Origin of the sequence: Meinhardsimonia xiamenensis (assembly GCF_900102905.1) — a bacterium.
GTDB lineage: Bacteria > Pseudomonadota > Alphaproteobacteria > Rhodobacterales > Rhodobacteraceae > Meinhardsimonia > Meinhardsimonia xiamenensis.
Genome location: NZ_FNFV01000001.1, coordinates 387,497 through 407,947, shown reverse-complemented (window position 1 = coordinate 407,947; position 20,451 = coordinate 387,497). Strand labels below are relative to the sequence as shown.

The 20,451-nt window shown below is 68.1% G+C and carries 20 protein-coding genes; 10 read left to right on the top strand and 10 right to left on the bottom strand.

Features of this window, described 5'->3' with window-relative positions:
• Positions 1-56 precede the first annotated feature (56 nt).
• Genes ccoG through ccoS form a run of 4 tightly spaced genes read left to right on the top strand, consistent with a single transcriptional unit; the run spans position 57 to position 4,293 of the window.
• Positions 57-1,472 (top strand): cytochrome c oxidase accessory protein CcoG, encoded by a 1,416-nt coding sequence (gene ccoG, locus BLQ14_RS01980; RefSeq protein WP_092497644.1) that lies wholly within the window; start codon positions 57-59, stop codon positions 1,470-1,472.
• Entirely contained in the window at positions 1,469-1,927 is a 459-nt protein-coding gene (locus BLQ14_RS01975) for a FixH family protein (protein WP_092497642.1), read from the top strand. The genes ccoG and BLQ14_RS01975 overlap by 4 nt, the downstream gene beginning before the upstream one ends.
• 1 nt (position 1,928) lies before the next feature.
• Positions 1,929-4,127, top strand: coding sequence for a heavy metal translocating P-type ATPase (locus BLQ14_RS01970; RefSeq protein WP_092497640.1), 2,199 nt, complete (start codon positions 1,929-1,931; stop codon positions 4,125-4,127).
• Between the two features lie 4 nt (positions 4,128-4,131).
• Positions 4,132-4,293 (top strand): cbb3-type cytochrome oxidase assembly protein CcoS, encoded by a 162-nt coding sequence (gene ccoS, locus BLQ14_RS01965; protein WP_092497639.1) that lies wholly within the window; start codon positions 4,132-4,134, stop codon positions 4,291-4,293.
• Between the two features lie 77 nt (positions 4,294-4,370).
• Here ccoS and BLQ14_RS01960 read toward each other — a convergent pair whose 3' ends face one another.
• The 6 genes from BLQ14_RS01960 to BLQ14_RS01935 all read right to left on the bottom strand — a co-directional run bounded on the left by BLQ14_RS01960 (position 4,371) and on the right by BLQ14_RS01935 (position 10,765).
• Positions 4,371-5,726 (bottom strand): TRAP transporter large permease, encoded by a 1,356-nt coding sequence (locus tag BLQ14_RS01960; protein WP_092497638.1) that lies wholly within the window; start codon positions 5,724-5,726, stop codon positions 4,371-4,373.
• 3 nt (positions 5,727-5,729) lie between these two features.
• Positions 5,730-7,052: a TRAP transporter small permease subunit gene (locus BLQ14_RS01955; protein WP_092497636.1), complete on the bottom strand. Its 1,323-nt coding sequence runs from the start codon at positions 7,050-7,052 to the stop codon at positions 5,730-5,732.
• Positions 7,053-7,137: 85 nt separating this feature from the next.
• On the bottom strand, positions 7,138-8,238 hold the full coding sequence (gene dctP, locus BLQ14_RS01950; protein ID WP_092497634.1) for a TRAP transporter substrate-binding protein DctP: 1,101 nt from the start codon (positions 8,236-8,238) through the stop codon (positions 7,138-7,140).
• A gap of 191 nt (positions 8,239-8,429) precedes the next feature.
• Entirely contained in the window at positions 8,430-9,101 is a 672-nt protein-coding gene (locus tag BLQ14_RS01945; protein WP_092497632.1) for an RluA family pseudouridine synthase, read from the bottom strand.
• Positions 9,088-9,549, bottom strand: coding sequence for a GAF domain-containing protein (locus tag BLQ14_RS01940; RefSeq protein ID WP_092497630.1), 462 nt, complete (start codon positions 9,547-9,549; stop codon positions 9,088-9,090). Before BLQ14_RS01940 ends, BLQ14_RS01945 begins: the two co-directional genes overlap by 14 nt.
• Before the next feature lie 7 nt (positions 9,550-9,556).
• Entirely contained in the window at positions 9,557-10,765 is a 1,209-nt protein-coding gene (locus BLQ14_RS01935; RefSeq protein ID WP_092497628.1) for an acetyl-CoA C-acyltransferase, read from the bottom strand.
• Positions 10,766-10,850: 85 nt separating this feature from the next.
• Here BLQ14_RS01935 and BLQ14_RS01930 point away from each other — a divergent pair, with 85 nt between their 5' ends.
• On the top strand, positions 10,851-11,192 hold the full coding sequence (locus BLQ14_RS01930; RefSeq protein WP_092497626.1) for an STAS domain-containing protein: 342 nt from the start codon (positions 10,851-10,853) through the stop codon (positions 11,190-11,192).
• The gene (locus BLQ14_RS01925) at positions 11,155-11,754 is read left to right on the top strand and encodes an ATP-binding protein (protein ID WP_092497624.1); all 600 of its coding nucleotides are present in this window, start codon (positions 11,155-11,157) and stop codon (positions 11,752-11,754) included. Before BLQ14_RS01930 ends, BLQ14_RS01925 begins: the two co-directional genes overlap by 38 nt.
• Positions 11,755-11,912: 158 nt before the next feature.
• Here BLQ14_RS01925 and BLQ14_RS01920 read toward each other — a convergent pair whose 3' ends face one another.
• Together BLQ14_RS01920 and BLQ14_RS01915 are read right to left on the bottom strand one after the other, a co-directional pair.
• Positions 11,913-12,824 carry a cation diffusion facilitator family transporter gene (locus tag BLQ14_RS01920; protein ID WP_092497622.1) on the bottom strand — a complete coding sequence of 304 codons (912 nt, stop codon included), beginning with the start codon at positions 12,822-12,824 and terminating at the stop codon, positions 11,913-11,915.
• A 112-nt stretch (positions 12,825-12,936) separates the two neighbouring features.
• A complete protein-coding gene (locus tag BLQ14_RS01915; RefSeq protein WP_092497619.1) occupies positions 12,937-13,476 on the bottom strand; it encodes an SH3 domain-containing protein in 540 nt (179 codons plus the stop codon).
• A 125-nt stretch (positions 13,477-13,601) separates the two neighbouring features.
• On the opposite strand from BLQ14_RS01915, the gene BLQ14_RS01910 reads away from it, so the two are divergent.
• From BLQ14_RS01910 to BLQ14_RS01900, 3 genes are all read left to right on the top strand, one after another.
• Positions 13,602-14,588, top strand: coding sequence for a 2-hydroxyacid dehydrogenase (locus BLQ14_RS01910; protein WP_092497617.1), 987 nt, complete (start codon positions 13,602-13,604; stop codon positions 14,586-14,588).
• A gap of 2 nt (positions 14,589-14,590) precedes the next feature.
• Entirely contained in the window at positions 14,591-15,238 is a 648-nt protein-coding gene (locus tag BLQ14_RS01905; RefSeq protein WP_092497615.1) for a hypothetical protein, read from the top strand.
• Between the two features lie 130 nt (positions 15,239-15,368).
• Complete coding sequence (locus BLQ14_RS01900; RefSeq protein WP_092497613.1) at positions 15,369-17,870, top strand: GcvT family protein; 2,502 nt, start codon at positions 15,369-15,371, stop codon at positions 17,868-17,870.
• Between the two features lie 63 nt (positions 17,871-17,933).
• Here the strand turns inward: BLQ14_RS01900 and BLQ14_RS01895 are convergent, their stop codons facing one another.
• A complete protein-coding gene (locus BLQ14_RS01895) occupies positions 17,934-18,431 on the bottom strand; it encodes a L,D-transpeptidase family protein (RefSeq protein WP_245656847.1) in 498 nt (165 codons plus the stop codon).
• Complete coding sequence (gene ribA, locus BLQ14_RS01890; RefSeq protein WP_092497611.1) at positions 18,428-19,510, bottom strand: GTP cyclohydrolase II; 1,083 nt, start codon at positions 19,508-19,510, stop codon at positions 18,428-18,430. Before ribA ends, BLQ14_RS01895 begins: the two co-directional genes overlap by 4 nt.
• Before the next feature lie 143 nt (positions 19,511-19,653).
• On the opposite strand from ribA, the gene BLQ14_RS01885 reads away from it, so the two are divergent.
• Positions 19,654-20,340 (top strand): response regulator transcription factor, encoded by a 687-nt coding sequence (locus BLQ14_RS01885; RefSeq protein WP_092497609.1) that lies wholly within the window; start codon positions 19,654-19,656, stop codon positions 20,338-20,340.
• Positions 20,341-20,451 lie beyond the last annotated feature (111 nt).

Below are 20,451 nucleotides of genomic sequence, written 5' to 3'. Positions count from 1 at the left end.
AAGCACGGCAACAACGGTTCAGCCGTCCGTGGCGCAACCCGCAGAAGGTTCACGACATGGCCAAGCAAGATGCCCCCTCACTCTACGCCGCGCGCGAGCCGATCTTTCCGCGCCGGGTGAAGGGCCGCTTTCGAACGCTCAAGTGGTGGATCATGGCCATCACGCTCGGCATCTACTACATCACGCCATGGATCCGCTGGGACCGGGGGCCGAACCTGCCCGATCAGGCCGTGTTGGTGGACCTCGCCGGCCGGCGCTTCTTCTTCTTCTGGATCGAGATCTGGCCTCACGAATTCTACTTCATCGCCGGGCTCCTCATCATGGCGGGGCTCGGGCTGTTTCTCTTCACCTCGGCGCTGGGGCGGGTGTGGTGCGGCTATGCCTGCCCGCAGACCGTGTGGACCGATCTCTTCATCCTCGTCGAGCGCTGGATCGAGGGTGATCGCAACGCGCGTGTGCGGCTGTGGAAATCGCCTTGGACGCTCAGAAAGATCCGTCTGCGCCTGTTCAAGTGGTCGGTGTGGCTGCTGATCGGCCTCGCAACCGGCGGGGCCTGGATCTTCTATTTCGCTGACGCGCCGACGCTTGCGCGCGATCTTGTCCACCTCTCCGCGCCCCCGGTGGCCTACACCACCATGGGCATCCTGACCGCCACCACCTTCATCTTCGGCGGTTTCATGCGCGAGCAGGTCTGCATCTACATGTGCCCCTGGCCGCGCATCCAGGCGGCAATGATGGACGAGGACACGCTCACCGTCGCCTATCGCTGGTGGCGCGGAGAACCCCGCGGCAAGGGCAAGAACCGCGAGGGGCTAGGCGACTGCATCGACTGCTACGCCTGCGTCAACGTCTGCCCCATGGGCATCGACATCCGCGACGGCCAGCAGATGGCCTGCATCACCTGCGCGCTGTGCATCGACGCCTGCGACGAGGTGATGGAGCGGATCGGCAAGCCCCGCGGGCTCATCGACTACATGGCGCTCTCGGACGAGAAGCGCGAGCTGCAGGGCCTGCCGCCCAAGCCGATCTGGCAGCACGTCTTCCGCCCCCGGACCATCCTCTACACCACGCTGTGGTCGCTCGTCGGCGTCGGGCTGCTCGTGGCGCTGTTCATCCGCTCGCCGATCGACGTGACGGTGGCACCAGTGCGCAACCCGCTCTATGTGACATTGTCAGACGGGTCGATCCGCAACACCTACGACATGCGGATCCGCAACATGCATGGCGAGGCGCACCCCTTCAACATTTCGCTGCGCGGTCACCCCTCGTTGCGGCTCGAGCTCGAGGGCACGCCCTACACCACCGTCACGGTGCCCGCCGACCAGACCTATCTGCAGCGCGTCTATGTGATCGCCCCCAAGGGATCGGAGCCGGCGCAATCCGAACGCACGGCCGTGCGCTTCTGGATCGAGGATACAATCACCGGCGATCGCGACTATCGTGACTCCACCTTCTTCGGAGCGAACCAATGAGCGGCAAACCCATCACCGGACGTCACGTTCTATTCGGCACCATGGCCGCCTTCGGCGTCATCATCGCCGTCAATGTCTACATGGCCGTGCAGGCGGTCGAGACCTTCCCTGGTCTTGAAGTGCGAAACGGCTATGTGGCGAGCCAGAGCTTCGAGGCGGAGCGGCAGGCACAGGAGGCGCTGGGCTGGAGCACTGCTCTCGCCTACGAGAACGGCGAGCTGCGGCTTTCCATCACCGGGCGCGACGGCCTGCCCGCCTGGCCCGCCGTGATAGAAGCCACGCTTGCCCGCCCGACCACCACCCGCGACGACCGCGAGGTGCAGTTCATCGCGCGCGGCAGCGAACTCGTCGCGCCAATGCAAATCGCGCCTGGCAACTGGAACCTGTGGCTGCGCGCCGTGGCCGAGGACGGCACGCCGTTTCGCCAGCGGCTGGTTCTGCACGTGAGGGGTTAGGATGACCGCCGAGCCGCGCCCCTCGCTCGCCGCCTGCCCGGCCTGCGCGGCCGCGCCCGCGGCCGAGGAGCTGGCCGCACCGGAAAGGGCCGCAGCCGCGGGGGGCGCGGAGATCGTGCTCTCCCTCCCCGAGATCCACTGCGCCGCCTGCATCACGGGGGTGGAGAAGATCCTGCGCGCGACACCGGGCGTGCGCAGCGCGCGGGTGAACCTCACGCTCAAGCGTGCCACCGTGACCGCCGGGCCGGAGGTGGAGGCTTCCGCGCTGGCCGAGCGGCTGACCCGAGCCGGCTTCCGCGCGCACGAGCTTGATGCGGGCATGATCTCGGCGGCGGGCAGCGACCGGGCCGGGCGCGATCTTCTCATGCGCCTTGGCGTGGCGGGCTTTGCGATGATGAACGTGATGCTCCTGTCGGTCGCCGTCTGGTCGGGCGCGACGGATGCCACGCGCGACCTCTTTCACTGGATCTCTGCCGCCATCGCCCTGCCCACGGTGGCCTTCTCGGCGCAGCCCTTCTTCCGCAATGCGCTGGCCGCGCTCTCGGCGCGCCGTCTCAACATGGACGTGCCGATTTCGCTCGCCATCCTTCTCGCCGCGGGCATGTCGCTCTACGAGACCAGCCAGCACGGGGAGCATGCCTATTTCGACGCCGCCCTGTCGCTGACCTTCTTCCTGCTTGCCGGGCGGTATCTCGACCAGCGCACACGCTCGGTGGCGCGCTCGGCCGCGCAGGAGCTCGCCGCGCTCGAAGTGCCGCGGGCGCTCAGGATCGAGGCCGACGGCAGCGAGCGCCTGACCCCGGTCGCCGAGCTGAATTTCGGCGATCTCGTGCGCGTGCCGCCCGGTGCCCGCGTGCCGGTGGACGGCGTGATTGAAGACGGCGAGAGCGAGCTCGACCGATCGGCGCTGACCGGAGAAAGCCTGCCCGTCTTCGCCGGCGCGGGCGCGGCCGTAAGTGCGGGCGAGGTCAACCTCACCGGCCCGCTGGCCGTGCGGGTCACGGCTGCGGGGCGCGAGACGAAGCTCGGCCGTCTCGCCGACCTCGTCGCCATGGCCGAGACGGCGCGCAACCGCTACACCTCGCTGGCCGACCGCGCCGCGGCCATCTATGCACCGGCCGTGCATCTTCTCGCGCTGGCCGCATTTGCGGGCTGGTTCTGGGCCTCGGGCGATGCGCGGCTGTCGCTCAACATTGCCGTGGCCACCCTCATCATCACCTGCCCCTGCGCGCTCGGCCTTGCGGTACCAGCGGTGACCACCGCCGCCTCCGGGCGGCTCTACCGGCGCGGAGTGCTGATCAAGTCCGCCACCGCCCTCGAGCGTCTGGCCGAGGTCGACACCGTCGTCTTCGACAAGACCGGCACGCTCACCGAGGGCCGGCCCGAGCCGGTGAACCTCGGCGACTTCTCCCGCCGCGAACTCGAGATTGCGCTCGCGCTCGCCGAAGGCTCGGCCCACCCGCTCGCACGGGCGCTGGCGCAGGCGATCCGCGCCGCGCGCATCCGTCCCGCCCATGTGAGCGGGCTGAAGGAGCGGCCGGGGCACGGGGTCGAGGGTGTGTGGGCCGGCCAGCGCGTGCGGCTCGGCCGCGCGGCTTGGGTCGGGGCCGGGGAAGCCAATGGCACGGCCACCTGGCTCGCGATCGGCTCCGAGACGCCGCGCGCCTTCCGCTTTGTCGATGGGCTCAGGGAGGGCGCGCCAGAGGCGGTGGCCGGGCTCAGGGCACAGGGTCTGCGGGTTCTGCTCATCTCCGGCGACAGCCGCGCGGCGGTGGAGGCAACCGCACAGCGCGCCGGGATAAGAGAATGGCACGCCGAGGCGATGCCCGAAGACAAGATCGCTCTTCTCGCGGCGCTCGCCGGTGAGGGCCGCCGTGTGCTCATGGTCGGCGACGGGCTCAACGACACCGGTGCGCTGGCCGCGGCGCATGTCTCGATCTCGCCTGCGTCGGCGCTCGATGCCGCACGCACCGTCTCCGACATGGTGCTGACGGCGCGCTCGCTCGCGGTGTTGCCCGAGATCGCCGCCACCGCGCGCGCGGCGCGGCGCCGGGTGCTCGAGAACTTCGCCATCGCCGCGCTTTACAACATGATCTCGATTCCGCTGGCGCTGGCGGGGCTGGCTTCGCCTCTGGCGGCGGCGCTGGCGATGTCGGGCTCGTCGATCATGGTCACGGTCAATGCGCTGCGGGTGAGGTGAAGCGATGGAAGTTCTGGTCTATCTCATCCCCGCCTCGCTGTTTCTCGGCGGTCTCGGGCTCGCGGCCTTCATCTGGACATTGAAGAACCGCCAGTACGACGACCCCGAAGGCGACGCCTGGCGCATCCTCTCGGACGAATACGACGACGCACCGCCCGAGGGCTGACCAGCAGGCAGGAAATCCTGCAAGGCAAATAAAAAGGGGGCGCGACGCGCCCCCTTTTTTCGGTTGCGACCGGCGCCTCAGCCATAGACCAGCCGCGGCAGCCAGGTGATGACCTCTGGAAACACCATGCAGATCACCAGCCCCAGAACCTGCAGGAACAGGAACGGGAGCGCCGACTTGAAGATATCGGTCATCGGGATCGAGTCCGGCGCCACGCCGCGCAGGTAGAAAAGCGCGTAGCCGAAGGGCGGCGACAGGAAGCTCATCTGCATGTTGACGAGATAGAGCACGCCGAACCACAGCACGAGATCGTCGGGGTCCGAGAAGCCGAAGGCCGCCGCCCCGAGCGTCTTGATGATCGGCACGAAGATCGGGACGCACAGCAGCAGGATGCCCACCCAGTCGAGGAACATGCCGAGGATGATCAGGATCACCTGCATCACGATCAGGATGCCCCAGGGGCCAAGCCCCGCACCCTGCATCGTCTCCTGCACGAACTGCTGGCCGCCCTCGAGCACATAGAGCCCGACGAAGATCGTCGCGCCGAACATGATCCAGATCACCATGGCCGAGGCCTTGAGCGTGGTCAGGCAGGCCTCGCGGATCGTCGGCCAGTCGAGCTTGCGGTGAATGGCGGCGACCATGAAGGCGCCGAAGGTGCCGATGCCGGCGGCCTCCACGGGCGTGGCGACGCCGGTGAAGATCACCCCCAGCACGACGACGATCAGAGTGATCGGCGCGCTCATCCTGCTCAGGAGCCGTATCTTCTCGAGCGTCGAGATGCGCTCGGCCACCGGGATCGGCGGGCCGAGATCGGGGTTGAGATAGCAGCGCACCGTGACATAGGCCACGTAGAGCCCTGACAGGAGAAGGCCGGGGATGACCGCGCCGATGAAGAGCTCGCCCACCGACTGCTCGGCAACGACGGCGTAGATGATGGCAAGGATCGAGGGCGGGATCAGGATGCCCAGCGTGCCGCCGGCCATGATCGAGCCCATGGCGATCTTCGGGTCATAGTTGCGCTTGAGCATTGCCGGCAGCGCGATGATGCCCATCGTCACCACCGCCGCGCCGATCACCCCCACCATCGCGGCGAGCACCGTCGAGGCGATGATGGTGGCCGAGGCGAGCCCGCCCTTCAGCCCCCCGAGCACCTTGTAGATGACATCGAACATGTCGTTGATGATGCCCGCCCTCTCGAGCATCGCCGCCATGAATATGAACAGCGGGATCGCCGAGAGCTGGTAGTTGGTCATCAACGGGAAGATGCGGCTTGGCACGATGTTCAGCGCCCGCGCATCGCCGAGGATGTAGAGAAACACCACCGCCAGACCGCCGGTGACGAAGGCGAGCGGCAGCCCCGCCATCAGGAGCACGACGAGCGAGCCGAACATGATGAGCGTCAGCCACTCGATTCCGATCTCAAGTCCCATGGCTCAGGCCCCTTCCCGAATGGCGCGGATGTCCTTGGCGAGCTTGGAGATGCCCTGAAGGATCAACAGAAGCGCGCCGATCACCATCACCCATTTCATCGGCCAGAGCGGGATTTCCCACTCGTTGAAGCTGATCTCGCCCCAGCGGATGTTCGGGTCGGTCCATTGCTCGAGCGAGAGCTGCGAGAGCATCTCGCCAAAGCCGATCTCGCCCCGCGCCCAGTCGGAGATCACCGCGTTGCCTGAGGGCACCGCGATAGCGTCCATGGCGAAGGTGTAGGAGGTGACCAGAAGCGTTCCGGCGAAGATGAAGAAGAAGATCGAGGTGAAGAGATCCGCCCAGGCCTTCTTCGGGCGCGAGAGCGGGGCGTAGAAGACATCCACCCGCACATGCGCCTCGGTCAACATCGCGTAGGCGCCGGCGATCAGATACTGCATGCCGAACATCAGGTACATCGACTCGTGTGCCCAGCTGGTGGGCGAGTTGAACAGGTAGCGGGAGATGACCTCGAAGTAGTAGACGAAGACCGCGATCACCGCCCAGTAGCTGACGAATTCGCCGGCGTAGAGCGACAGCTTGTCGATCCAGTTCTCGGCAAACTCGTGATCGGCCCGCCGGCTCTCCACGGCCTCTTGCGCCTCTACAGCGGCGCGGATCGCGGCATTCTCGGCCGCTTCCGCCTCGCGGTCGATCGAGGCATTGGCCCGGCGCACAAGGCCGGGGATCAGCACAGCGTCCACCGCCATGAGCGCGAGAATTAGGTAGAAGGTGTAGCGCGCGGCGCTGTTCCAGAAGGCGCGGCGCTCGGCTGCGGCCTCCTCGGCAGGGAGGGCCGCGGCAAGGTCAGCCTCGGCCTGGGCAATGCGCTCCTGCCCGGTTTTCAGGCGCTCTTCCGCGCGCTCCAGCTTGCGCTGAGCCGAGCGCAGGGCAAAGGAGCCCTCCTCGAGCTCGCCGATCTCGGCCTTGAGGCGCTCGATCTCCTGGCGCGCGCTCTCGAGCCTCGGGCGCTCGCGCTCGAGCGTGCGTTCGGCCACGCGCACCACGTTCAGCGCGTCGCTGTAGGCGCTGCGGGCCTCGCGCTCATTGGCGTTGGCGATCAGCACGAACACCAGCAGAGGCACATAGACGAGCCCCCAGAGATTGCGCAGGTAGAAGCGGTGCAGCCCCATCATCCCGCCAGTGATCAGGATGAAATAGGCAAGCACCGGGGAGTAGGAACTGACCTCCGGGCGCGGGCGCCTGGCCATCACCATCGCGATCAGCGGAAAGACGATCAGGCCCACCCAGTAGGCCCAGTGCGGCAGGGTGAAGTCGATATGCGGCATGAGAGACGTTCCGGCCTTTATGCAGCCTGAGCGAGCCGGGCCCGCGCTGAGGCGCGGACCCGACCCCGTTGACGTAAAGCCCGGCTCAGAGCTTGAGCTCGAGCCCCTCGATCATGTCGGGCGTCACGTAGCCGAGCGAGCCGGACATCATGTAGTCGAGCTGGATCTTGAAGATGCGCGCCGCGTTGGGGTCGCGGTTGGCGTACTTGAACCAGATCGGCACGGCGATCTCGGTCATCAGCTCCACGTCGTCCTGGCTGAGGCGGGTGACTTCCACGCCATCGGCCTCGAACTTCTTCCAGGCTTCCTGGTCGGCCTTCTGGATCGCGGCGTGGTGCATGTCGGAGTAGACGTGCACCTCCATCTCCACGAACTGCTTCATCTGCGGGCTCAGCGCATCCCACGCCGCCTGACCCACGGTGAGATCCATGAGGTCCACCGGCTGGTAGAGCGACATGAAACCCGGCGGGCCCATGGAGATGTACTTGGTCACCTGGCTGAAGCCGAGGGCGTAGTTGACGGCCGGCCCCACATAATCGGCCACGTCGATGGTGCCCTTCTCGAGCGCGGGGAAGATCTCCGACCCCGGCAGCACCGTGGTCTCGGCGCCAAGCTCGGTAAAAACCTCGGCCACCATGCCGCCCGGCAGGCGCATCTTGCGGCCGCGGAAGTCGTCGAGCGAGCGGATCGGCACCTTGGAGTGGATGATGTTCGGCCCGTGGTGGATCGGCCCGACGAAATACATGCCCTGCTTGGCGTAGAGCTCGCGCGCGATCTCGAGCCCCCCGAGCGCGTAGTAGAACACGTCCCACTCATGCGGGTAGCGCAGACCGAGCGGGTAGGAGGTCAGGAATGTCGCGGCCGGAATGATGCCCTGGGCGTAGATGGTGAAGGGGTTCACGGCGTCGAGCACGCCGTTCTTCACCGCGTCGTAGAGCTGGAAGTCGCCGACCACGTCATTGGCGCCGAAGGGCTGGAAGGCGAGCTCGCCGCCGGTCTTCTCGATGATGCTGGCGCACCAGTCCTTGAAGATCTGCAGGCCGATGCCGCCCGGCCAGCTGGTCTGGACCTTCCATGTCGTGGTCTGGCCCTGTGCGGTTGCGATATGGGGCGCGGCAAGCGTGGCGGCCCCGGCCGTGGCCAGGGTGCGCAGCGCGCCGCGACGGGTGGTCTGTTTCTCTGTCATCGTTTCCTCCCGAGTCTGTCGGCCGCCCGTGTCTCGGCGGAGTGCCATCTCCCGCCGCGTTCCGGCGACAGGATGAATTGGTAAGGAAATCTTGCCAACGCCTCAACCACAATCAGCACGACCGACGCCAATTCAGCATGTTAGCGCATGACATGCGCACAGGTTCCCGCGTTCGCCCGCATTCGGAAGGTCTAGAAGGGGCAGGGCGCCGAAAACCGCACGCCGGCGCCGCCGTCCGGGTGGCGGAATCTCAGTTCCTCGGCGTGCAGCATCAGCCGCTCGGCATCCCGCGCCGTGCCCTCGGCATAGAGCGGATCGCCGAGAATCGGGTGCCCCAGCTCGGCCATGTGGACCCTGAGCTGATGGCTGCGCCCGGTCCTGGGAAACAGCCGCACGCGCGTCGTGTCGCCCTCGTGGCGGACCACCCGCCACGCCGTCTCCGCCGGACGTCCGTTCTCGTGGTCAACCTTCTGGCGGGGACGATTCGGCCAGTCCACCGCAAGCGGCAGCTCGATGGTTCCCGTCCGCGGCTCCAGTCGCCCCCAGACCCGCGCGACATAGCTCTTGCGCACCTGCCGCTTCTCGAACTGCAGCCCAAGATGCCGCTGCGCGTGCGGCGTCAACGCAAAGACCATCACGCCGGAGGTGTCACGGTCGAGCCGGTGGACCAGCAGGACATCCGGGAACGCCGCGCGGAGCCGGGCGATGAGGCAGTCCGCAAGCTCCGGCCCCTTGCCGGGAACCGAGAGCAATCCCGCCGGCTTGTTGACGACGAGGATCTCGTGATCGGCATGAATGATGTCGAGCGGCACATCGGGCGGCGCGTAGGCCGCTGCCTGCGCCCCCGTGTCAGGCCGAGACATCGCGAAACGCCTGCGCAAGGATTTCGTCGAGTGCCCGCGCATCCCCTTCGTCAAAGGCGTCCGGCTGGTCGCTGTCGATGTCGAGCACGCCAAGGAGCGCGCCGGCGCCGTTGAACACCGGAATCACAAGCTCCGAGCGGGTCGAGGCGGAGCAGGCGATATGGCCGGGGAAGGCATCGACATCGGGCACGATCTGCGTCTGGCCGGTGCGCGCCGCCGCACCGCAGACACCTCGCCCGAACGGGATGGTCAGGCAGCCGTGACCGCCCTGATAGGGCCCGATCTTGAGCAGCCCCGGCGCGACCACGCGGTAAAAGCCCGTCCAGTCGAAGCGTGCGTCGGCATGGTGGATCTCGCAGGCGAGCGTCGCCATCAGCGCGATCATGTCGCGCTCGCCCGCGGTCAGTCCGGAAATGCGTCGGGCAAGTTCGCCATAATCCGCGCGCATGACCTGCTCACACCCGCTCGATGGCAATCGCCGTGCCCTCGCCCCCGCCGATGCAGATGGCGGCGACACCGCGGCGCAGGTTGCGCTTCTCCAGCGCATTGAGCAGCGTCACGATGATACGCGCCCCGGAGGCGCCGATGGGATGGCCCAGCGCGCAGGCCCCGCCGTTGACGTTCACGATGGCATGATCAAGCCCCATCTCGCGCATGAACGCCATAGGCACCACCGCGAAGGCCTCGTTCACCTCCCACAGGTCGACATCTTCCGCCTTCCAGCCCAGCCGGTCGAGCAGCTTTCGTGCCGCCGGCACCGGCGCAGTGGTGAACCAACCGGGTGCCTGGGCATGGGTGGCATGGCCGAGAATGCGCGCGCGCACCTTCAGCCCCCTTGCCTCGGCCGTGGCTGCATCGGCCAGCACCAGCGCGGCGGCGCCATCGGAGATCGACGACGAATTGGCCGGGGTGACCGTGCCGTTCTCCCGGAAGGCGGGCTTCAGATGCGGGATCTTATCCGGCTTCGCCCGCGCCGGCTGCTCGTCGGCCTCCACCACCGTCGCTCCCTCCCGGCGGCCGCGCTCGAGCTTCGCGCCCGCCCGCCCGCTGACCGAGACGGGCACGATCTCGCCCGCAAAGGCGCCGGTCTTCTGCGCCTCGAGCGCACGGCTGAGCGAAGCGAGCGCATATTCGTCCTGCGCCTCGCGGGTAAACTGGAACGCCTCGGCGCAATCCTCCGCGAAGGTGCCCATCAACCGCCCCTTCTCGTAGGCGTCCTCGAGCCCGTCGAGAAACATGTGGTCAATGGCCTGCGAATGGCCCAGCCGCGCACCGGCGCGCATCTTGGGCAGCAGGTAGGGCGCGTTGGTCATGCTTTCCATGCCGCCCGCCACAATCACGTTGGCGCCGCCCAGCGCGATCTGGTCGGCCGCCACCATCGCCGCCTTCATGCCCGAACCGCACATCTTGTTGAGCGTCGTGGCCGGAACCTCTTCGCCGAGCCCGGCCAGAAATCCGGCCTGCCGCGCCGGCGCCTGCCCCTGTCCCGCCGGCAGGACGCAGCCCATCACGACCTCGTCCACGAGTTCCGGGGCGGCTCCGGCATCGACCAGCGCCGCCTCGATGGCAATGCCGCCCAGCTGGGGCGCGGTCGCGCCGGCAAAAACCCCCTGAAAACCGCCCATCGGCGTGCGGGCCGCCCCCGCGATGACCACGTCGCGCATCGATTCCTCCTTGCCATGACGAACCCTGCTTACCGAATGGCAACAAATGGCGTCTAGCCTGCCCGCGGCCAGAAGGGAGGAGCGGATGCGGCTTCAGACATCTGATGTGGGCAACGCCCGCGTGGTGGCGGTGAAGGAACCGAGGCTCGACGCGGCCGTCGCCATCGCCTTCAAGGACCGGATGCGCGAGCTGGCCGAAGACTCTCCCGAACGGGTGATCCTCGATCTTGCCGCCGTCGAGTTTCTCGACAGCAGCGGCCTTGGCGCCCTTGTCTCGGTGATGAAGTTTCTTGCTCCGGCAAGACGGCTCGAGCTTGCCGGGGTGCACGGCGCGGTGGCAAAGGTTCTGCGGCTCACGCGGATGGATCGGGTCTTCACCATCCACGGCAATGCCGACAGTGCCACAGGGCCGCAGCATGCCTCATGACGGGGCAAGATCACCTGCCTGTCCACCCGACAGCATCCGCAGGCGCCGTTTCCGCCTGATGGCGCCGGCCAGCCAAGGGTCGGTGCGCGAGCTCGTGACAAAGGCCGCTTGCCACTGCCTTGAGGCGCGCGTGCCGGCCGGCACGCGAAACGATCTGCAGATCGTGCTCGCCGAGCTGCTCAACAACATCGTCGAGCATGGCATTGCCGGGCATCAGGGCGGCATCCTCGATCTTGCCATCACTGTCGAGCCCGGCGGCATCCGATGCGAGCTGCGCGACGACGGCGCGCCGCTTCCCGGGCATCGCCTGCCCGAGGGGCGGATGCCCCGCTCCGACGTGCCGCTTGGCAGCCTGCCAGAGGGCGGCTTCGGCGTCGGCCTGGTGCGAGCGCTGGCGCGCGAGCTGGTCTATCTGCGCGCGGGCCGGGAAAACCGGACATCCTTTCTGCTGCCCATGCGCGGCTCCTGCGCTCCTTGCCGGGACGAAATGAGGCCCCGCCGCTGCCGGCCGGTCGCAAAGCGCTCCGGAGCCGGTCCTTCGCGACATCGCGGCGGAGGGTGACAGCCGATCGCGCCGCCCCCCGGCACACCTGTCCGGCGCCCGCATCCCGCGCCCGGACGGGGCCCGTTATCGCACCTTCACCTTGGGCGAATACACCCCGGGCTGAATGCCGCCCGCGGCCAGCTCGGGCGGCAGAGGGGGCGGCGCCCCTTCGCTCCTCACCCGCGCGCGGGGTCGTCGGGGTGCGGCGTCACTCCCACGGGATCCTTGTGAATGATGACATCGGCTTGCGGATACGCCTTCAGGATTGCCCGCCGCAGCGCCGCGCCGATCGCATGCGCCTCCTCGAGGCTCTGGTCGCCGTCAAGCTCGATGTGGATGTTGACGAAGACTCGGCTGCCGGCGGTGCGCGTCTTGAGGTCGTGCCAGCCTCGCACGCCGGGAAATCCCGCCACGATGCGCTCGATCCCGGCAATCACCTCAGGCGGTGCGGCGCGATCCATGAGCGCATCCCACGCCCCCTTGCCGATGCCGATCGCCCCCACGGCCAGCATCATCGCCGCACCAAGCGCCACCACGCTGTCGACATGCTTGAGCCCCAGCGTCGCCGACGCCCAGAGCGAAACCAGCGCCCCCACATTGGGCAGCAGATCGCCGGCATAGTGCAGCATGTCGGCCCGCACGACGCGACTTCCGGTCCGCCGCGCCACATGCCGCTGCCACGCAATGAGCGCCAGCGTCAGCAAGATCGAGAGGGCCATCACCGCCATGCCGCGCCCCTCTGCCGTGATCGGCGGCGGCTCCGGCGACAGGAGCCGCTCCACCGCCGCCCAGCCGATCACCCCGGAGGCGGCGAGGATGAAAAGTGCCTGGCCCAGAGCCGCAAGATCCTCGGCCGAGCTGTGACCGAAGGCGTGGTCCTCGTCCGGCGGGCGGGTTGCATAGGCCATCGCCGCGAGCCCGCCGAGCGAAACCATCAGGTCGAGCGCGCTGTCGGCAAGGCTCGCAGCCACGGACAGGGCCTGCGTCTGCCCCAGCGCCCACAGCTTGGCGAGCACCAGCACCAGTGCCACCGCGACCGAGAATGCCCCGGCCGAGAGATTGAGCCGGTTGCGTTCAGCGTCCTGCATTGCCAGCCTCCAGCCGCCACCCGCCCCGCCTAGCGGAACCGGCCGCCAGGAGGCAAGCGCAAGCCACCCGGCTGGCCTCTGCCCGGCCCCCGAGACCCCGCCGCGCCGGCGCTCAGTCGCGAATCTCGTCAGGGTCAACACCCCAGAGCGCCTCTTTCGGCGCCCAGCCCTTCACGCCGTCGGCAGTCAGACGACACCAGCGCGGCCCGCAGGCGCCCAGCCGGGCGATGGCCCCCGCCTCGGCGCGGGCGACAACCTGCGACGCGGCATCGGGCCTGAGGTGCAATTCGAGCATGTCCTGCTCGACGATCACCGTCCGCGTGCCCGACAGGAGCGAATAGTGCATCCAGCCGCCGGCCCCATCCTTGTCGCGCACCCGCCGCCAGTGGCCGAATTCGTCCACCACCTGCAGCGGCATGTTGCGCCATTTGTAGACCCAGTCGATGCGGTGGGTCAGCGACGGGCCACGCCGCACATTGCCCTCGGCGGCCTTCAGCGACACGTAGCGGGGAATCGGCAGGTTGGTAACCGGGCCGCGCGCGCCCGCCACCTGCGGCGCCGGGTCGGCACCCCCGAGAGCTGCCGAAAACAGCACCAAGCCCACGGCGCCCAAGGCACGCCGGAGCGTTCCACCGTTCCACCTTCCGATCATGCTGCCCGCCTCGTCAGCTGCGCGCCCGTGCCGCTCCAAAGACCGGCCGAAGCGCTTGTGCCGTGCCTCGTTTGCTGCAACCTTGCCACCGGAAAGGCGCGGGGAAAAGCACGGGGAGTCAGGGAATGCCCTCGAAACGTCTGAGTGTTGTCGTCACGCGACGCCTGCCCGAGACGGTGGAGACGCGCATGAAGGAGCTCTTCGACGTCGAGCTCAGGGATGACGACCGCCCCTGGAGCCGCGAGGAGCTCGCCGCCGCCATGCAGCGCGCCGACGTGCTCGTGCCCACCATCACCGACCGGATCGACCAGGCGCTTCTCGCCGGCGCCGGCGAGCGGCTGAAGCTCATCGCCAACTACGGCGCCGGCATCGACCACATCGACGTGGCCACCGCGCGTCAGCGCGGCATTCTGGTCACGAACACCCCCGGCGTGGTCACCGAGGACACCGCCGACATGACCATCGCGCTGATGCTCGCCGTCATCCGCCGCATTCCCGAGGGTCTCGCGGTGATGCAGGCGGGCGAGTGGCAGGGCTGGGCGCCCACGGCCTTTCTCGGCGGGCGCGTGGGCGGCAAGCGGCTTGGCATTCTCGGCATGGGCAGGATCGGCCAGGCGGTGGCGCGGCGGGCGCGCGCCTTCGGCATGCAGATCCACTACCACAACCGCCACCGCCTGCGCCCCGAGATAGAGGAGGCGCTCGAGGCCACCTACTGGGAAAGCCTCGACCAGATGCTCAGCCGGATGGACGTGATCAGCGTCAACTGCCCACATACGCCGGCGACCTTCCATCTCATCAACGCCCGACGGCTGAAGCTGATGAAGCCGAGCGCCATCATCGTGAACACCTCCCGCGGCGAGGTGATCGACGAGAACGCGCTGACGCGCGCGCTGCGGGCAGGCGAGATTGCCGGGGCGGGACTTGACGTCTTCGAGCAACGCTCGTCGATCAACCCGCGGCTGCGCGAGCTGCCCAATGTGGTGCTGCTGCCGCACATGGGCTCGGCCACGCGCGAGGGGCGCATCGAGATGGGCGAGAAGGTCATCATCAACATCAAGACCTTCGCCGACAGCCACCGCCCGCCCGATCTGGTGCTGCCGTCCATGCTCTGAGCATGGGGCGCGCGGCGGCCCTTCTTGTCCTTGTCATCCTGACCGCCTGCGCGCGGCCGCTGAGCGAGGGCGAGGCCGGTTTCGCCCGGGCACTCTTCGGCGAGAGCATCGACACCGCGCGCATGGGCGTGGCGCGCGACATCGGCCTGTTGCCGCCGCCTCCGCCACCGCCCGCGTGGGAGCTGCGCCGCGCGCGCGTCAGCCCCGACGCCTGCCGCCGCGACCGGCCGCGCAAGGGGCGGCGTCCGCCCGCGGCCTTCGTGCTGGGCTCGCGCATCCATTACCTCGGCGAGGACTACACCGCCGATTCGCTGCCGCTCTGGCCGCGCTACTGGCGGCTGCCGCACGCGCTGCTTCTCGCCCATGAACTCACCCATGTCTGGCAGTGGCAGAACCGCCGGATCACGGGCTACGCACCGTGGAAGGCCGCGCTCGAATCCTGGCGCAAGGTCGACCCCTACCATTACGAGATCGCGCCGGGCCGGCCGTTTCTCTCCTACGGCTTTGAGCAGCAGGCGGCGATGGTGCAGGACTATGTCTGCCTTCGGCTCCTGCGCCCGGCCGACCCGAAACTGGATGAGTTGCGGGCGGTGCTGGCGCCGGCCCTGCCGCTTCAACGATTCGAGGCGCTGTTCCCGCGCGGCCGCTGAGGGGCGGCATCTCTCGCGCGCGGCGCGATCAGGTCGCATTTCGGCGCGATTGCGTCGGCTGGCCTTTGCCGCCGCGGCCCGAAATCGGCATGTTGGCGGCGATCCGTTTTCTCTGCTGGAGCGTCATCCCATGAAGACCTCGGTCAAGGCCCTCGTCGTCGGTGGCGGCGCCATCGGCACCTCCATCGCCTACCACCTCGCCCGCGCGGGCTGGTCGGATGTGATGCTTCTGGAACGCGACGAGCTCACCGCCGGCTCCACATGGCACGCCGCCGGGCTCCTGCCGCTCTTCAACATGAGCTACGCCACCAGCCACATTCACGACTACAGCGTGAAGTTCTACAAGACGCTGGAGGAGGAGACGGGGCTGAACCCCGGCTTCTCGGTGGTCGGCAACCTGCGCATGGCCCAGACGCGCGAGCGGATGGACGAATACATGCTCTACGCCACCACGGCCGAGACGGTGGGCATCCCCTACGAGTGGCTGAGCCCGAAAGAGATCAAGGAACGTTGGCCGCTGGTGCGCACCGAGGATCTCGTCGGCGCGCTCTACCACCCCACCGACGGCTACATAAACCCCGCCGACGTGACGCAAGCGATGGCCAAGGGCGCGCGCCAGCGCGGCGTGACCATCGAGCGGCGCTGGCAGGTGGACGGCTACGAGTGGGCCGGCGACCACTGGCGCGTGACGGCGACGAAGATGGTGGAGAAGGGCGGCAACCTGCTGCCCTCCGACGAGCAGGTGGTGATCGAGGCCGAGCATGTGGTCACCGCCACCGGCAACCACGCCCAGCGCACCGCGCGGCTTCTGGGGCTGAAGATCCCGGCCATCCCGGTCGAGCATCAGTATATCGTGACCGAGCCTGACCCCGCGCTTGTCGAGTTCCGCAAGGATCACCCCGAGCACCCGGTGCTGCGCGACGCCGACGCCAAGTGGTATGTGCGCGAGGAGCGCGGCGGCTGGATCCTGGGGCCCTACGAGAAGGGCGCGCCCGCGCGCTTTCTCTACGGCGTGCCCGACAGCTTCCGCGCCGATCTCTTCCCGCTCGATCTGGAGCGGATCGAGGAGGAATACATGTCCTTCATCCACCGCATCCCCTCGGCCGAGACGGTGGGGCTGAAGGACGATTTCAACGGCCCGATCTGCTACACGCCCGACGGCAACCCGCTTCTGGGCCCCGCACCGGGCCTGCGCAACCTGTGGCTGGCCGAGGGCTTTTCGTTCGGCATCACCGCCGCCGGCGGCACCGGCTATTATCTGGCGCAGATGATGGTCGAGGGCGAGGCCGAGATCGACATGGCCAGCCTCGACCCGAAGCGTTACGGCAACTGGATGACCACTGAATACGCCGCGCGCAAGAACGAGGAGGCGTACGAGCACGTCTACATCCTCCATCATCCCGACGAGGAGCGCCCCGCCTGCCGGCCGCTGCGCACCGCCCCGGCCTACGATCGGCAGAAGGCCATGGGCGCGCAGTTCGGGCAGGTGAACGCCTGGGAACGGCCCAACTACTACGGGCCCAAGGATGCGCCGGCCGATTTCGACGAGAAGGCGCGCTCCTTCCGCCGGGGCGCCTGGTGGCCCTATGCCGAGGCCGAGGCGCGGGCGATCCGCGAGAATGTTGGGCTGATCGATGCGACCGCCTTCACGAAGCATCTGGTGCGCGGGCCGGGGGCGGCGGCGTTTCTCGATCGCTTCACCTGCAACCGCCTGCCCAAGGTGGGGCGCATCAACCTGACCTACGCGCTGACCGAAGCGGGCACCACGCGCACCGAGTACACCATGGTGCGCTTCGCCGAGAACGAATTCGTGCTCATCTCCGCCGGCGCATGGACGGCCTATGACGGCGACTACCTGCGCAAGGCGGCGGAGGATTTCATCGCCGCCGGTGGCGGCTGGGTGGACATTCACGACATCTCCACCCAGTGGGGCACCTTCGCCATCGCCGGGCCGCGCTCGCGCGATGTGCTCAAGGAGCTGGTGCGCGACGCCGAGCCCCAGACGGTGCTCTCGAATGCGCGCTTCCCGTGGCTGTCGATGCGCCGCATCGAGCTGAAGATGTGCCCCGTCTACGCGGTGCGGGTGGCCTACACGGGCGAGCTCGGCTGGGAGCTCTACCACCCCATCGAGATGCAGAACTACCTGTGGGACGAGCTCTGGGAAGCGGGCGAGAAGCACGGGATGAAACCGGTGGGCGCGCGGGCGCAGAACTGGCTGAGGCAGGAGAAGAGCTATCGCGCCTTCGGCAACGAGCTTGGCCGCGATGCCACCCCGCTCGAGGCCGGGCTCGACCGCTTCGTCGATCTCTCCAAGGAGTTCACCGGCAAGGAGGCGATGCTGGCCAGGGGCATCCGCTCGAAATGCGTCACGCTCCTCATTGACGGGCCGGACGATGCCGACCCGTGGGGGCGCGAGGCGCTCTATGCGGGTGGCGAACGGGTCGGGCGGCTGACCTCGGGCGGCTGGTCGGTTGCCTTCGGCAAGTCGATCGGCATGGGCTATGTGCGCCCCGATCTGACCGAGCCCGGCACGAAGCTTCAGGTGAAGATGTTCGACGCGCTCTGGCCTGCCGAGGTGGTCGAGGACAGCCCCTACGACCCGAAGAACGATCGGCTCCGCGCCGACGGCTGAGAGGGAACGCGCGCCTTCAGGCGCGCGTGCCTCCGGCGGGGGTATTTGGCCCAGGGTGAGAGATCAGCCGCGCACCACAAGGGGCGTGCCCGGCTCGATGTGGCGGACGAGCCAGAGGAGATCGGCCGGCGCGAGCGCGATGCAGCCCGCCGTGGGAAAGCCCGGACGGCGCCAGCGGTGCAGGAAGATCGCCGAGCCGTGCCGCGGGCGGGGCGGCGAGGCGTTCCAGTCGGTCGTCAGGATCAGGTCGTAGAGCCGGTCTGCCCGGCGCAGCGCCTCGTGCGAGAAGGCGCGCGGGGCGCGCGCGGGCCGGTTGTAGAGCGGGTCGGCCGGATCATCAGACCAGATGTCGCGCGGGCCGATCGGCCGCGCCCAGGGCACGGGGCGCGCCATCCGGTCGGGCCGGTAGAGGCAGCCGGTGATGCGCAGCGTGCCGGCAGGCGTGGCCATGTCGCCCTCGCGTTTGGAGGCGGTGATGCCGGCCCGCCCGATGGCGCAGGGCATGAGCCGCGCGCCGAAGCGCAGGCCGCGCGGGGTCAGCACAAGCGCGCCGCGCGTCACAGCAGGTGGCCCGACTTCTTTGCCTTGGTGGCGAGATAGGCGGCGTTGTGGGGGTTCTCGCCCACCTTGAGCGGCACCCGTTCGACCACCTTCAGGCCGCAACGCTCGAGCATCGCCACCTTGGCGGGGTTGTTCGTCAGAAGCCGCACGCGGGAAAAGCCCATGGCGCGCAGGATCTCGGCGCCGATGCGGAAATCGCGCTCGTCATCCTCGAAGCCAAGGCGGTGGTTGGCCTCGACCGTGTCAAAGCCCTGATCCTGCAGCGAATAGGCGCGCATCTTGTTGGCCAGCCCGATGCCGCGGCCCTCCTGGTTGAGATAGAGCAGCACGCCCGCGCCCTCCGCGCCCATCTGGGCGAGTGCCGCGCGCAGCTGCGGGCCGCAGTCGCATTTCAGGCTTCCCAGAAGGTCGCCGGTGAAACAGGCCGAATGCAGGCGCGCGAGCACCGGCGCCTCGCGCGGCGGCGCGCCGATCTCGACGGCGTAGTGCTCTTCGCTGCCGTCCTCGGGCCGGAAGACATGCAGACGCCCCGCCTCGGACACCGCGAGCGGCACACGCGCGCTCACCACTTCCGAAAGCCCGGCCGTCGCGGCGGGCAGGCTGCCTTCGAGCGGCAGAAGGGTGAGCCCATGTGCATGCGCAAGCTCGCCCGGCGCCTCCACCTCCACCACGACCGCCGCGGGAAGCAGCCGGGCCGACTTGGCAAGCGCGATTGCCGCCCGCGCAAACCCGGCCTCGCCCTCGCGCCGCGCGATGAAGGGACCCATCAGGGGGTGGGCGAGATCATCAGCCGGGTCGGCAGCGGCGGCGATCCACGCCGCGCCGGCCTCCTCGGGAATGACGATGCGCGCCAGATCGCCATCATAGGCACGCGCCTTGAGCGTGGCCGCACGCCGGGCGGTCAGGGCAAGCTCCGGCCGGCCCAGCGCGCGCAGATCCTCAAGCCGCTCCTGCGCGAGTGTCTCGGCCGCGGCGATGACCGCGCCACCGGCGCCGCCGGCGAGCACCACCGGCACGCCCATGCGCAGATCGGCGCGGGCGCGGGCAAGAAGTTCGGTCTGGGTCGGGGTGAGGGACATGGGTCTGCACCGCAGGCTGGGAAGCCTCAGATATGAAACAATTCCGCCGCTGTCGACACGAGGGCGTGAAATCATTGCAGCAAATCTTGCCCCGCACCGGCACGATGCTCAGATTTCCGGGCAGTTGAAGGGAGGCCTGAACAGTGAGCAAGCTCAAGAAGATCCTGCTCGTGGACGACGACGACGACCTGCGCGAGGCGCTGGGCGAGCAGCTGGTCATGACCGAGGATTTCGACGTCTTCGAAGCAGCGAGCGGTGCGGAGGCGATGGAAAAGGTGAAGGCCGGTCATTTCGATCTGGTGCTTCTTGATGTCGGCCTGCCCGATACCGATGGGCGCGATCTGTGCAAGCGGATGCGCAAGCAGGGGCTGAAATGCCCCGTCATCATGCTCACCGGCCATGACACCGATGCCGACACCATCCTCGGCCTCGACGCGGGCGCCAATGACTATGTGACCAAGCCCTTCAAGTTTCCGGTTCTTCTGGCGCGCATCCGCGCCCAGCTGCGCCAGCACGAACAGTCGGAAGATGCGATCTTCCAGCTTGGCCCATACACCTTCAAGCCGGCGATGAAGATGCTGATCACCGAGGATCAGCGCAAGATCCGGCTCACCGAGAAGGAAACGAACATCTTGAAGTTCCTCCTGCGCGCCTCCGACCGGGTGGTGCCGCGTGATGTGCTCTTGCACGAGGTGTGGGGATACAACGCGGGCGTGACCACCCACACGCTCGAGACTCACATCTACCGGCTGCGGCAGAAGATCGAGCCCGACCCCTCGAACGCACAGCTTCTGGTCACCGAGTCGGGCGGCTACCGGCTCGTGGCCTGATCCAGATCAAGGCCGAGCGCGCGCGAATCGGCGACAAGGTGATTGTCTTCCCTTCATGCCGGGGTCTTGGCATGTACCTCCCTGTTGGACTGGCCCGGGTTTCGGCCCGGG